Here is a 13,046-nt window from a genome sequence, read left to right as displayed (position 1 = left end):
GGTCCGCACACGAGGAGAACGACGTGTTCAGCAACTATCTGATCGGCCTGCGCGAGGGGCTGGAGGCCAGCCTGGTCGTCTGCATCCTCATCGCGTACCTGGTCAAGACCGACAACCGGGACAAGCTGCCGCCGCTGTGGCTGGGCGTGGGCCTCGCGGCCGCGATCAGCCTGGCCTTCGGGGCCGCGCTCGAATTCGGCACCTCGGAGCTGACGTTCCAGGCGCAGGAGGCGATCGGCGGCAGCCTGTCGATCGTCGCGGTCGGCCTGGTGACGTGGATGGTCTTCTGGATGAAGCGCACCGCGCGGCACCTGAAGGCCGAGCTCCACGGCAAGCTCGACGCGGCCCTGGCCATGGGCACCGGCGCCCTGGTGGCGACGGCGTTCCTGGCCGTCGGCCGCGAGGGGCTGGAGACCTCGCTGTTCGTGTGGCGGTCCGTGCACGCCGCCGGTGACGGCTCCGCGCCGCTGGTCGGCGTCCTGCTGGGCCTCGGCACGTCGGTCCTGCTGGGCTGGCTGTTCTACCGGGGCGCGCTGCGGATCAACCTGTCGAAGTTCTTCACCTGGACGGGCGCGATGCTCGTCGTGGTCGCCGCGGGCGTGCTCGCGTACGGCGTGCACGACCTCCAGGAGGCCGAGTTCCTGCCCGGCCTGGCGAACAAGGCCTTCGACATCAGCGGGACCATCCCGCCGGACAGCTGGTACGGGACCCTGCTGAAGGGCACGTTCAACTTCCAGCCGGACCCGACCTGGCTCCAGCTCGGGGTGTGGGCCCTCTACCTCGTCCCCACGCTGGCCCTCTTCCTCGCGCAGGGCGCGGGGCGCCGGCCGCAGCCCGCGGCGCAGCAGGCCCCGGCCGCTGCCGCGGAGGCGCAGCCCGGCGCGTAGACCGCGCCGCCCGTACCTACGAAGGGCCCCGGACCGTGTGTCCGGGGCCCTTCCGCGTGGACGTACGGGTACGGACGGACGGGCGGGCGCGACGGGCGCTACCGCCGCCGGGGCATCACCAGAGGCGGTCGACGAGCCCCGGGTACAGGCCGATCCGGGTCCCCGCGAAGGCGGCGGCCTCGGCGCGCCCGGCCGGGAAGTCCCCGAGGACCTCCTTGTCGAACCCGGGGTCGTCGGTGGCGAGCGGCTCCTCGGGCGTGCCGCCCACCAGGACCGCGCCCGGCAGCCGGGTGAAGCCGGCCGCCTCGTAGAACCGGGCCAGCGGCCGGTCGCAGCTGAACAGGACCACGTCCACCGCCGGGTCGGCGGCCAGCGCCGCCCGGGCCTCGGCCACCAGCCGGCCTCCGTGGCCGCGGCCCCGGTCCGCCTCCCGGGTCACCACCGCGCTCAGTCCGGCCGCGCGGTACGTGCGCCCCGCGTGCCGGACCGGCTTGTACAGCAGCGCCAGCGAGGCGGCCACCGTCCCGCCGGCGTCCAGCAGCAGCATCGCCAGCGGGGCGAGCCCGGGGTCGTGGCCGTGGCGGTTGCCGGGCCAGGCCTGCTCCTCCAGTTCGACGACCTGGGCCGCGAGCTGCGCGGGCAGGTCCGCCTCGGGGTGGGTGACGATCCTCATCCGGGGATCCGGACGCCGGCGCCGCCGACCCGCACCCGCGGGTCGTCCGCCCGCAGTTCCACCGTGAGGACCCCCGGGCGGCCCATGTCCTGGCCCTGGAGGAGGGTGAGGACGGCCGCCTCGGGGACGAGTCCGAGCTCGCGGGCGTACGCCCCGAAGGCCGCGGCCGCCGCTCCCGTGGCGGGGTCCTCGACGACACCGCCGACCGGGAACGGGTCGCGGACGTGGAAGGTGTCCGGGCCCGCCCGGTGCACGAGCTGGACGGTGGTCAGGTCCAGGCGCCGCATCAGCGCCTCCAGCCGGGCGAAGTCGTAGTCGAGGTCCGCGAGGCGGGCCCGGGTGGCCGCGCCGAGCACCAGGTGGCGGGCCCCGGCGAAGGCGATGCGGGGCGGGAACTGCGGGTCGAGGTCGGCCGCCGGCCAGTCCAGGGCGGCGAGGGCCTCGGCGAGGTCGGCGTCCGCGATCTCCTCGGTGTGCGGCTCGACGCTGGTCAGGACGGCCCGCAGACCCCCGCCGTCGGTGGCGGCCACCGAGACGGGGACGGTGCCTGCGGGCGTGGCGAAGACCAGCTCGCCCGGGCCGATCCGCTCGGCGAGGGCCACGGAGGCGGCCACCGTGGCGTGCCCGCAGAAGGACACCTCCGCCTTGGGGCTGAAGAAGCGCAGGGTGAACGCCCGGCCGGGCGCACCGTCCAGCCCGGGCGGTGGGGCGGACAGGAACGCCGTCTCGCTGTAGCCCAGTCCGGCCGCGATCCGGAGCATCGCGGCGTCGTCCAGGGCGCTCGCGTCGAGCACGACGCCGGCCGGGTTGCCGCCGGCCGGGTCGTCGGAGAAGGCGGTGTAGCGCAGTACCTCGGTCGTCATGATCGCCCCAACCCGTGCCGGGGCCCGACCATTCCCGGCCGCGCCGGGCAACCCGTTCCCGGCCGCGCCCGGTGCCCGTTCCCGGCCGTCGCTCAGCCGCGCCCGATGTACGGCATCGCCGTCGCCATCACCGTCGCGAACTGCACGTTCGCCTCCAACGGCAGCTCCGCCATGTGCAGTACGGTGCGGGCGACATCGGCCGCGTCCATCACCGGCTCCACCGCCAGCTTCCCGTCGGCCTGGAGGATGCCCTGCTGCATCCGCTCGGTCATCTCGGTCGCCGCGTTGCCGATGTCGATCTGGCCGCAGGCGATCCGGTAGGGGCGCCCGTCCAGCGACAGCGACTTGGTCAGCCCCGTCACGGCGTGCTTGGTCGCCGTGTACGCGATCGAGTGCGGGCGCGGCACGTGCGCGGAGATGGAGCCGTTGTTGATGATCCGGCCGCCCTGCGGGTCCTGCTCCTTCATCTGCCGGAACGCCGCCTGCGCGCACAGGAACGCCCCGGTGAGGTTGACGTCCACCACCGAGCGCCAGGCCTCGTAGGGGAGGTCCTCCAGCGGGACGCCGCCTGGGCCGAAGGTGCCCGCGTTGTTGAACAGCAGGTCGAGCCGGCCGTACCGTTCGCGCACCGCCGCGAAGAGCGCGGCCACGTCGTCCGGATCGCTGACGTCCGCCGGTACGCACAGCACGTCCGCGCCGGGCCGGTCCACCGCGGCCGCCGCGGCCGTCTCCCGGAGCGGTTCGCCGCGGCGCCCCGCGACGGCCACCGACCAGCCGGCGCCCGCGAGGGCCAGGGCGACGAAACGGCCGATGCCGGAGCCGGCCCCGGTGACGACGGCGGTCTTCTTCCCACTTGCGTCCATGGGCCCGCAGGGTACGTCACCTGCCGCGGCCGTCCACGGACGTTCCGCCAGCTGAGAGCATGGGGCGGTCAGGGGTGTGGAAGAACGACGAAAGAGACAGGAGTCCCGCATGCCGGAGACAGGCCCCGCGACGGCCTCTGCGCCCGAGCCGTCGACCCCGACGTCCTCCGCTCCCCCGCCCGCTCCCGCCCCGCCGACCGCGGCCGCGCGCCGCACCGGACTGCTCGTCGTCCTCGTGCTCGGCGGCCTCAGCGCCCTCCCCCCGCTGTCCATGGACATGTACCTTCCGGCCCTGCCGCAGGTCGCCTCCGCCCTGTCCAGTCCGGCCGCCACCATCCAGCTCACCCTCACCGCCTGCCTCGCCGGCATGGCGCTGGGCCAGCTCGTCATCGGCCCGATGAGCGACAAGTGGGGGCGCCGCCGCCCCCTGCTGAGCGGCATGGTCCTCTACGTCCTCGCCACCGCGGTCTGCGCCCTCGCGCCCACCGCCGAACTGCTCATCGGCTTCCGCCTGCTCCAGGGCCTGGCCGGATCGGCCGGGATCGTCATCGCCCGCGCCGTCGTCCGCGACCTCTACGACGGCGTCGAGATGGCCCGCTTCTTCTCCACGCTGATGCTCATATCCGGTGTCGCACCGATCGTCGCCCCGCTGATCGGCGCCCAGGTACTGCGTTTCGCGGACTGGCGCGGGATCTTCGTCGTCCTCGCCGCCGTCGGACTCCTCCTGACCCTGGTGGCCTGGCGCAGCCTCGACGAGACCCTGCCGCCCGCCCGGCGGCACACCGGCGGCGTGGGCCACGCGCTGCGGACCATGCGCGGGCTGCTCGCCGACCGCGTCTTCGCCGGCTACACCCTGGCCGGCGGCTTCGCCTTCGCCACCCTGTTCTCGTACATATCCGCCTCGCCCTTCGTGGTGCAGGAGATATACGGGGCTTCCGCGCAGACGTTCAGCCTGCTGTTCGGCCTGAACTCGGTCGGCCTGATCCTCGCCGGGCAGGTCAACGGCAAACTGCTGGTCGGCCGGGTCAGCCTGGACCGGGTGCTGGCCGGCGGGCTCACCGTCGTCAGCGCCGCCGCCGTGGCGCTGCTGCTGATGTCCACCGGGGTGTTCGGGCCCGTCGGCCTGGTCCCGGTCGCCGCCGCGCTGTTCGTCCTGGTCACGGCGATGGGCATGGTCCTGCCGAACACCAACGCCCTCGCCCTGATGCGCACCCCGCACGCCGCCGGCTCCGCCTCGGCGCTGCTCGGCACCGCCTCGTTCCTGGTGGGCGCGGTCGCCTCCCCGCTGGTCGGGGTCGCCGGCGAGGACACGGCCGTGCCGATGGCCGTGGTCCAGGTCGCGTGCGCGCTGCTCGCGCTGGCCTGCCTCCTCGGCATGAGCCGCCCCTGGCAGCAGCGGGAGCCGGCGGGCGGGGCGTGAGGCCGGTGCCCGGAGCGCCGTAAACTTCGCAGGTGAACGCCTCCGCCCCCACCACCGCCGAATCCCTGCGGTCCGCACTGGCCGGACTGCTCGACGGGCTCCCGCCGAAGCAGGCCGCGGCCGCCGTCGAGCGGCTGATCGCCAACTACCGGGGGCGCACCCCCACCGACGCGCCCGTCCTGCGGGACCGGTCCGACGTGGCGGCGTACGCGGCGTACCGGATGCCGGCCACCTTCGAGGCCGTCCGCGGCGCGCTCGCCGGACTCGCCGGGGCCGCCCCGCAGTGGGCCCCGGCCTCGCACGTCGACGTGGGCGGCGGCACCGGCGCGGCGACCTGGGCGGTGGACGCCACCTGGGACGGCCCCCGCACGACCACCGTCCTGGACTGGGCGGAGCCCGCCCTCGCCCTCGGCCGGGAACTGGCCGGGGCCTCAGGCTCGGCGGTGCTGCGCTCCGCCGAGTGGCGGCGGGCCGTCATCGGCTCCGGGATCACCCTGCCCGAGGCCGACCTGGTGACCGTGTCGTACGTCCTCGGCGAGCTGACGCCCGAAGCCCGCCGGGCCGTCGTCGCCGAAGCCGCCCGGGCCGGGCAGGCCGTGGTCCTGATCGAGCCCGGCACACCTGACGGGTACCTGCGCATCCGCGAGGCCCGGGACCAGCTGATCGCGGCCGGGCTGCGGGTCGCCGCGCCCTGCCCGCACGACGGGTCCTGCCCGATCGAGGTCGGGCAGGACTGGTGCCACTTCTCGGCGCGGGTCAGCCGGTCCTCCCTGCACCGGCAGGTCAAGGGCGGTTCGCTGGCGTACGAGGACGAGAAGTTCAGCTACGTGGCCGCCACCCGGTTCCCGGCGGCGCCGGTCCCCTTCCGGATCACGCGCAAGCCGCAGATCCGGAAGGGGCTCGTCCTGCTGGACCTGTGCGGCCCGCAGGAGGAGGGGCTGTCCCGGTCCACCGTGACCAAGCGCCACGGCGACCTGTACAAGGCGGCCCGGGACGCGGAGTGGGGCCAGGAGTGGCCCCCGGCCGACCCCGCGGCCCCGTAACCACCGCCGCCGACCGCGTCCGCCTGAACGTCCGCTACATCCGCAGCTCCTGGGTGCAGCACTTCACGCTGCCGCCGCCCTTGAGCAGCTCCCCGAGGTCCATCGGGACCGGCTCGAACCCGCGGTCGCGCAGCGGTGCCAGCAGCCCGGTCGCCGCCTGCGGGAGCAGGACGTGGCGGCCGTCGGACACCGCGTTCAGGCCGAGCGCGGCCGCGTCCCGGTGGTCGGCGAGCAGCGCGTCCGGGAACAGCCGCCGCAGCACCGCGCGGCTGCCCGGCGAGAAGGCCTCCGGGTGGTACATCACCTCGTCGCCGTCCAGCACGCACAGCGCGGTGTCCAGGTGGTAGTAGCGCGGGTCCACGAGGTCCAGACCGATCACCGGGCGGCCGAAGAACTCCTGGGCCTCGTCGTGCGAGAGCGGACTGGAGCGGAAGCCGCGCCCGGCGAGGATCCAGCTGGCGGTGACGGCGAAGTCGCCCTCGCCCTCGTTGACGTGCGCGGGCTCGTGGACGTCCTGGAAACCGTGGGAGCGGAACCAGTCGAGGTGGATCCGCGCCTCGGGCGCCCGCTCCGGGTGGGCGAACCGGGCACCGAGGACCCGGCCGTCGATGACGAGGGCCCCGTTCGCGGCGAACACCATGTCGGGCAGTGCGGGGTCCGGTTCGAGCGTCTCGACGGTGTGGCCGAGGGAGAGGTAGCGGTCCCTGAGGTCTTCCCACTGGGCCTGTGCGAGGGGCAGGTCCACCGGTTTCGTGGGATCCATCCACGGGTTGATGGAGTACGTGACCTGGAAGTGTGCCGGTGGGCACATCAGGTAGCGCCGGGGTGTGGCGTCTCTGCGCAAAGAAGGCTCCTCACGACTCACGGGCTTGTGGAGAGAATCGTCCCTCCCCCGGGGAGACCGTGCAGTGAACTGTCCGGGTGGTTCGAGGAATGACTCAAAGTCGAGATGTATCGATTGGTAATTTGGCCGAATGAGCAGTAGGAAACCGGACACGAAGGCCCCCGACGCCAGCCGCCGCAGCGACCGCTCGCGGCGGGCCATCCTCGACGCGGCCCTCGCCCTGGTCGGAGAGGTCGGCTACAACAAGCTGACCGTCGAGGCGATCGCCGCCCGCGCCGGCGTCGGCAAGCAGACGATCTACCGGTGGTGGCCGTCGAAGGCCGCGGTCCTGCTCGACGCCTCGCTCGCCCTCGCCGGGGACGCCGGGACCGAGGGGGGCTGGACCGGCTTCCCCGACACCGGGGACCTCGCCGCCGACCTGAAGTACGTACTGCGCGCCACCGTGGACGAGTTCAACGACGAGAAGTACGCGGCCCCCGCCCGCGCCCTCACCGCCGCCGGGGCCACCGACCCCGAGCTCGGCGCCCGCTTCACCGAACAGCTCCTGGAACCGCAGCTCGCGCTGTACGAGGCGCGGCTGCGCACCGCCCAGGAGGCCGGCCAGCTCGCCGCCGACGCGGACCTCCGCCTGACGGTGGAGATGCTCCTCGGACCGCTCACCTACCGCTGGCTCATGCGCACCGCGCCGCTGACCCACGCGTACGCGGACGCCCTGGTGGACGCGGTCCTGTCGGGGGCCCGCGCCTGACCCCGCCCTCCCCGGGCGGGCCGGGGTGGCGAAGGTCACCGCAGCCCCACCGGGTCGCGATCGGCCGACATAAACGCCCTTTTTCTCCAGTCATATGGGGATTTTCCGTCCGTTCGGCTGCCGTTCGCACATGCTTCACCCCCACCCCCCGGTTGGGGAGAGCGGTCACCCGGCCCTCAGGATGGTGGGACGATGTGAGGGTCTGCCGGTGGCCAACGGTGAGGTGAGGGGATAGATGGGGTCCAAGTCCGACCGCGTCAAACGCGGCGAGCAGAGCAGGATTTCGCAGTGGTTGCGCCGCCGCCCGAAACCCTCGCCCGAAGACCCCGCCCAGGCACGCGAAGCGCTGCTGCTGTCGGTCGCCGCCGCCGGCCTGCCGCTCGCCCCCGCCGCCCACCCCGTCGGCTACCGCTGCTCCTGTGACCGCATCGGCTGCCCCACCCCCGCGCGGCACCCCCTCTCCTTCGCCTGGCAGACCCAGTCGACCACCGACCGCGCGCAGATCGAGCGCTGGGCCCGCAACCAGCCCCAGGCCAACTTCATCACCGCGACCGGAATGCTCCACGACGTCCTGGACGTCCCGCTGGAGGCCGGAACCCGCGCCCTGGGCCGCCTCCTCGAGGCCGGCGTCGACGTCGGCCCCGTCGCCGAGTCCGGCGGCACCGGCGACCAGGCCCGGATGCTCTTCTTCACCGCGACCCGCGGCACCCCCGAGGACGAGGACGAGTGGTGGCCGTGCGAGCTGGACTGCCACCCCGAGACGATGGACGAGCACCCCGGCCTGCGGTGGCACTGCCGCGGCAGCTACGTACTGGTACCGCCGGCGGCCCTGCCGGGAGACCATGCGGTGACCTGGGTCCGCGGGATGGAACACCCCCTGCCGGACCCGCTCACCCTGCTGGGCACCCTCACGGACGCCTGCGCCGAATACGCCGGCTCCGCCGACCGGTCCCCCGCAGCCGTGGCCTGGCCCCACCACTGACCGTCCGCCGGCCCCGCCGTGAGACGGCACGGCCGGCCACCCCCGTACGGGTCGGGCCCCGCACACGGCGTGTGCGGGGCCCGACTCGTACGGGGTGCAGAACGACGCCGGCTGTACGCCGGGTTCTGTCACCCGGCGACCTCGCGATCGCCGGGGAGACGGCCATCCATCTAGGACCGGTGTTGCCACCGGCCTCGTGCGGTCTACCCGCGGACTCGGGCGGGCAGCCCTCGATCGTCCGCGCAGAGCCGTCCGGAGACGACTCCTCTTGACCTTGCTCCGAGTGGGGTTTACCTAGCCGCCTGGGTCACCCCAGGCGCTGGTGGTCTCTTACACCACCGTTTCACCCTTACCGGGAGCCGAAGCCCCCGGCGGTCTGTTTTCTGTGGCACTGTCCCGCGGGTCACCCCGGGTGGGCGTTACCCACCACCCTGCCCTGTGGAGCCCGGACGTTCCTCGGCGGGGCCGGAGCCCCGACGCGGCCGTCCGCCGGCGTTGTTCTGCGAACGACCATGCTACCCGCCGCCGCGGCGCAGCTTGACCTTGCCGCAGCGGCAGGGTTTCTACTGGCCGCATGAGGATCGGAGAGATCGCCGCACTCGTCGGGGTCACCACCCGCGCGATCCGGCACTACCACCACGTCGGACTGCTCCCCGAACCGGAGCGCCGCCCCAACCGATACCGGGAGTACAGCGTCCGCGACGCCGTGCTGCTCGCCCGCGTCCGCCGGCTCACCGAGCTCGGGCTCGGCCTGGACGAGGTCCGCGACGTCCTCGCGGACGACGCCGGGCGCGACCTGGAGGAGGTCCTGGAGGAGCTCGACGCCGACCTGGCCCGGCAGGAGACCGCCATCCGGGAGCGCCGGCTCCGGCTCGCCGCACTGCGCGCCGCACCGCCCGGCGCGACCGAACCCGTCTCCCCGGCCCTCGCCGAGCTGCTCGCCCGCGCCCCCGAGACCGGGTCGGCGTCCGCCGCCCTCGACCGCGAGCACCTGACCCTGCTGGACACGGCCGGCGCCGGCGGCGCCGAACTGTACGCCGCGCTCGGCCCGCTGGCCGCCGACCCGGCCGTCCTCGACCTGTACCGACGCCTCGACGACCTCGCCGACGCGCCCGTCGACGACCCGCGGATCGCCCCGCTCGCCGCCGACCTGGTCGCAGCCGTCCCCGACGAGGTGTTCGACGCGATCCCCAGGAGCGGCGGACCGGGCCTCGCGCCGGGCTTCACCGACGCCCTGCTCGCGGAGTACGCCCCCGCACAGGCAGCCGTCGTACGGCTCGTGATGGAAGCGTTCACGCAGCGGGTACGGGCATGAGGCGGATACGCGCGGCACGGATCGCGGCCGGCGCGGTGGTACCCGGCGAACTGCTGCTGGTGCTGGTCCTCGCCGCCGGGGTGCGGCCGCCCGGCTGGGTGACCGGCACGGCCGAGGCGCTCTTCGCCGCCGTGCTGCTGTCCGAGGCGTGGGTGCTGCGCTCGCTGTACGCCGCCGAGCGCGCCCGCGGCGCCCGCCCCGGCGCCGCCGCGCGGGCCGCCGTACGGGCCGTGGTGCCCGCCGCCGTACGCCGGCTGCTGCTCCACGAGCTGCGGGCCATGGCCTCGCTCGCACGGTGGGCGCTGCGCCGCCCGCCGCACGGCGTGGCGGCCGGGGACCTCGCCGCCCGCTACACCGGGCCCCAGACCGCCATGATGTACGGCTTCCTGTTCGTGTCGGTCGTCGAGACCGTCGCGCTGGCCCTCGTCATCCCGTGGCCGGCCGTGCACCGCGCGGTCCTCGTCCTCGACGTCTACGGGGTGCTGCTGCTGCTCGCCCTGCACGCCGCCTGCGTGACCCGGCCGCACGTCGTCCGCGGCGACGGCACCCTGCGGATCCGCTACGGGGCCCTGTTCGACCTGGTCGTCCCGCCCGACGCGGTGGCCGCGGTCCGGGTCGACCGCCGCTACCCGGAAGGACGGCTCGTCACCCTCTCCGAGGACGGGGTGCTGGACCTGATCGTCGGCAGCCAGACCACCGTGACCCTGGAACTGACCCGCCCGCTCGCCTTCACCCGGCCGCTCGGCGCCCGCGCGCACGCCCGTACCGTCCGCTTCCACGCCGACGACCCGGCAGCGGTCGTCGCCGCGGTGCGCGCCGGCCGGGAACCCGCTACGGCAGGCTGAACAGGATCTTGTGCCGGCCGGAGAACGAAGGGTCGGCCCGCTTCAGGGTGACCCGGACCCTCGATCCCAGCACCAGGGCGGAGCCCGCCGTGACCCTGCCGATCACGGCCGGCTCCGCCATGTGCACGGTGCCCTCGTTCGGCTTCGACGGCTTCTCCTCCACGTCGGTGTTGACGACCGTGGCGTCGAAGACGTCGCCCACCCGGTCCATCAGCACCGCGGCCTCCGCCAGGTCCACGGAGCGCCGGCCCACCACGTTCCCCTGCCCCCGAGCCATGTCGCACGGCAGGCCGTACAGGGCCGCGAGCACCCAGGACGGCGGGTCCTGGCCGGCGCACGCCGCCACGCACAACTCGCCGGCGTACCGGTCGACGAGGCGCCGCAGCGGGGCCGTGCAGTGCGTGTACGGCGCCGCGATCGCCGCATGGAGCGTGAGCTCCGGGATCCGGTGGTCGCGGAACGGCGTGTAGACCGACTTCTCCAGCAGGCCGGTGGCCTCGTTGAGGAAGGCCGCGTGCTTCCGGTCCTGCGGATCGAGACGGCGGATCAGCTCCGCGTACGAGACGTGGTGCGGCCAGTCGATGCCCAGGTCCTGGGCGATCAGGCGCAACCGCGTGACCTCGTGGTTCGGGGCCGGCGGCTGGGTCCGCAGGATGCCGGTCCCGCTGTCCAGCATGATCCGGGCCGCGGCCATGCCGGTCATGAGGGAGATCTGCTCGTTCCAGCCGTCCACCGGCAGCTGCGCCCGGTAGTCCAGCCGGAACGACCCGTCCTCAAGGGTGACCTCCTGGTCCGGCAGGGACAGCGAGATCCCGCCCCGCGCGACCTCGACGGCCTCCCGCAGGGCGCCGATGTCGCGCAGCAGGGCCACCGGCTCCTCGGCCGTGCCCGCGTCGACGGCCTGCTGCACGCCCGCGTAGTCGAGCCTGGCCCGGCTGCGGACCAGGGCCCGGCGCACGTGCGCGTGCGTGACCTCGCCGTGCGCGTCGAGGTCGTGCTGCCACAGCAGGGCCGGAACGGTCCGGTCCGGCAGCAGGCTGGCCGCGCCCTCGGAGATCACCGGAGGGTGCAGGGGCACCTTGCCGTCGGGGAGGTACAGCGTCTCCACCCGCTCGTGCGCCTCGGCGTCCAGCGCATCGCCGGGCGAGACGAAGGCCGCCACGTCCGCGATGGCGTAGTGCACGCGGAAGCCGCCGCCCGGCCGCCGCTCCAGGTACATGGCCTGGTCGAGGTCCTTCGAACCCGGCGGATCGATCGTGAAGAACGGCAGGTGGGTGGCGTCCTCGTCGGGCAGCCGGGGCGCGGCCGCGGCGGCCTCCGCCGCCGCGAGCACGGGCGCGGGAAACTCCGTACGGACCTCCAGCTCCGCCCGGAGCTGCTGCAGGGCCGTACGCAGGGCGGCCTCGGCCGCGTCGGACAGGTGCATCAGGCGGCGTGGCATGACCCGAGCGTAGGGCGGCCGGTGCGCCCGGGCGCGGTGAAACGGTCCGTTCGGGAGGGCCTAGGCTGGCTCGTCGGGGCCGCACCCCCGCGCTCGTACGCGAAGAAGGAGAAACCGCCGTGCTCGTGCTGCTGCCGCCGTCCGAGGGAAAGGCCGCCGGAGGCTCCGGCGCGCCCCTGGACACGGGAACGCTGTCGCTGCCCGGACTGGCCGTTGCACGGGCGGCCGTACTGGAGGAACTGGTCGAGCTGTGCTCCGCGGACGAGGACAAGGCCCGCGAGGTGCTCGGGCTGAGCGAGGGGCTGCGGGGCGAGGTCGCGAAGAACGCCGGCCTGCGCAGCGCCCCCGCCCGACCTGCGGGCGAGGTGTACACCGGAGTGCTGTACGACGCGCTGGGACTCGGGGACCTGCCGGCCGGGGCACGGGCCCTCGCCGAGCGGTCGCTGCTGGTGTTCTCCGGGCTGTGGGGCGCCGTCCGCGTCACGGACGCCATCCCCTCCTACCGCTGCTCGATGGGCGTGAAACTGCCCGGGCTGGGCGCGCTCGGCGCGCACTGGCGGACGCCGATGGCGGAGGTCCTGCCCGAAGCCGCCGGGGACGGCCTGGTCCTCGACCTGCGGTCGGCGGCGTACGCGGCGGCCTGGAAGCCGAAGGGTGAGACGGCGGGGCGCACGGCGACCGTGCGGGTGCTGCACGCGCAGGTGGTGGACGGGGTCGAGAAGCGGTCCGTGGTGAGCCACTTCAACAAGGCGACGAAGGGGCGGCTGGTGCGGGACCTGCTGGTCGCGGGGGCCGTCCCCGAGGACCCGGCGGAGCTGGTCGCGGCCCTGCGGGACCTGGGCTACGCGGTGGAGGCTCAGGCCCCGGCGAAGCCCGGCAAGCCGTGGTCCCTCGACGTGATCGTCACCCGGATCCACTGACCCACCCGCCGGGTGCCGCCCGCCGTGCGGAGCATTTCCCCACCCCGCCCCTTCCCGAACCCGGGGCTTCGCCCCGGCCCCCGTTCGCGGGCCGGGTCTTCCAGCCCCGCCGGCGGTTGAGGCGCGGGGGTCCGGGGGCGGAGCCCACGGTTTCGGGAAGGGACGGGGTGGGGAAACGGCTCCGCGCAGCGGCCCCCGCCCC

The 13,046-nt window shown here is 74.4% G+C and carries 13 protein-coding genes and 1 other RNA gene; 8 read left to right on the top strand and 6 right to left on the bottom strand.

The window, feature by feature from the left end:
• Positions 1–23: 23 nt before the first annotated feature.
• On the top strand, positions 24–887 hold the full coding sequence (efeU, locus tag ACSHWO_RS23765; protein WP_438314669.1) for an iron uptake transporter permease EfeU: 864 nt from the start codon (positions 24–26) through the stop codon (positions 885–887).
• A 115-nt stretch (positions 888–1,002) separates the two neighbouring features.
• On the opposite strand, the gene ACSHWO_RS23760 is transcribed toward efeU, so the two are convergent.
• The 3 genes from ACSHWO_RS23760 to ACSHWO_RS23750 all read right to left on the bottom strand — a co-directional run bounded on the left by ACSHWO_RS23760 (position 1,003) and on the right by ACSHWO_RS23750 (position 3,286).
• Entirely contained in the window at positions 1,003–1,560 is a 558-nt protein-coding gene (locus ACSHWO_RS23760) for a GNAT family N-acetyltransferase (RefSeq protein WP_438314666.1), read from the bottom strand.
• Entirely contained in the window at positions 1,557–2,423 is an 867-nt protein-coding gene (locus ACSHWO_RS23755; protein ID WP_438314663.1) for a PhzF family phenazine biosynthesis protein, read from the bottom strand. The genes ACSHWO_RS23760 and ACSHWO_RS23755 overlap by 4 nt, the downstream gene beginning before the upstream one ends.
• A gap of 92 nt (positions 2,424–2,515) precedes the next feature.
• Positions 2,516–3,286, bottom strand: a complete 771-nt coding sequence (locus tag ACSHWO_RS23750) for an SDR family oxidoreductase (RefSeq protein ID WP_438314659.1) — start codon at positions 3,284–3,286, stop codon at positions 2,516–2,518.
• Between the two features lie 109 nt (positions 3,287–3,395).
• Here ACSHWO_RS23750 and ACSHWO_RS23745 point away from each other — a divergent pair, with 109 nt between their 5' ends.
• Both ACSHWO_RS23745 and ACSHWO_RS23740 read left to right on the top strand, forming a co-directional pair.
• A complete protein-coding gene (locus tag ACSHWO_RS23745) occupies positions 3,396–4,706 on the top strand; it encodes a multidrug effflux MFS transporter (RefSeq protein ID WP_438314656.1) in 1,311 nt (436 codons plus the stop codon).
• Positions 4,707–4,738: 32 nt separating this feature from the next.
• Entirely contained in the window at positions 4,739–5,749 is a 1,011-nt protein-coding gene (locus ACSHWO_RS23740) for a small ribosomal subunit Rsm22 family protein (RefSeq protein ID WP_438314653.1), read from the top strand.
• A gap of 34 nt (positions 5,750–5,783) precedes the next feature.
• Here ACSHWO_RS23740 and ddaH read toward each other — a convergent pair whose 3' ends face one another.
• Complete coding sequence (ddaH, locus tag ACSHWO_RS23735; protein WP_438314650.1) at positions 5,784–6,614, bottom strand: dimethylargininase; 831 nt, start codon at positions 6,612–6,614, stop codon at positions 5,784–5,786.
• Positions 6,615–6,723: 109 nt separating this feature from the next.
• Here ddaH and ACSHWO_RS23730 point away from each other — a divergent pair, with 109 nt between their 5' ends.
• Both ACSHWO_RS23730 and ACSHWO_RS23725 read left to right on the top strand, forming a co-directional pair.
• Positions 6,724–7,341 (top strand): TetR/AcrR family transcriptional regulator, encoded by a 618-nt coding sequence (locus ACSHWO_RS23730; protein ID WP_385849312.1) that lies wholly within the window; start codon positions 6,724–6,726, stop codon positions 7,339–7,341.
• Positions 7,342–7,576: 235 nt separating this feature from the next.
• Positions 7,577–8,323 carry a bifunctional DNA primase/polymerase gene (locus tag ACSHWO_RS23725; RefSeq protein WP_385849313.1) on the top strand — a complete coding sequence of 249 codons (747 nt, stop codon included), beginning with the start codon at positions 7,577–7,579 and terminating at the stop codon, positions 8,321–8,323.
• A 98-nt stretch (positions 8,324–8,421) separates the two neighbouring features.
• Here the strand turns inward: ACSHWO_RS23725 and rnpB are convergent.
• Positions 8,422–8,821: RNase P RNA component class A (gene rnpB / locus ACSHWO_RS23720), an RNA gene on the bottom strand.
• 76 nt (positions 8,822–8,897) lie between these two features.
• Here rnpB and ACSHWO_RS23715 point away from each other — a divergent pair.
• Positions 8,898–9,638: a MerR family transcriptional regulator gene (locus ACSHWO_RS23715; protein ID WP_438314646.1), complete on the top strand. Its 741-nt coding sequence runs from the start codon at positions 8,898–8,900 to the stop codon at positions 9,636–9,638.
• A complete protein-coding gene (locus ACSHWO_RS23710) occupies positions 9,635–10,483 on the top strand; it encodes a hypothetical protein (protein WP_438314643.1) in 849 nt (282 codons plus the stop codon). Before ACSHWO_RS23715 ends, ACSHWO_RS23710 begins: the two co-directional genes overlap by 4 nt.
• On the opposite strand, the gene ACSHWO_RS23705 is transcribed toward ACSHWO_RS23710, so the two are convergent.
• Positions 10,470–11,924 (bottom strand): RNB domain-containing ribonuclease, encoded by a 1,455-nt coding sequence (locus tag ACSHWO_RS23705; protein ID WP_438314640.1) that lies wholly within the window; start codon positions 11,922–11,924, stop codon positions 10,470–10,472. The genes ACSHWO_RS23710 and ACSHWO_RS23705 overlap by 14 nt on opposite strands.
• Positions 11,925–12,043: 119 nt before the next feature.
• On the opposite strand from ACSHWO_RS23705, the gene yaaA reads away from it, so the two are divergent.
• Entirely contained in the window at positions 12,044–12,844 is an 801-nt protein-coding gene (gene yaaA, locus ACSHWO_RS23700) for a peroxide stress protein YaaA (RefSeq protein ID WP_438314637.1), read from the top strand.
• Positions 12,845–13,046: the final 202 nt, after the last annotated feature.

Source organism: Streptomyces pallidus (ex Mingjun et al. 2026) (genome assembly GCF_051550185.1).
Lineage (GTDB): Bacteria > Actinomycetota > Actinomycetes > Streptomycetales > Streptomycetaceae > Streptomyces.
This window is presented reverse-complemented; position numbering and strand designations above follow the sequence as displayed.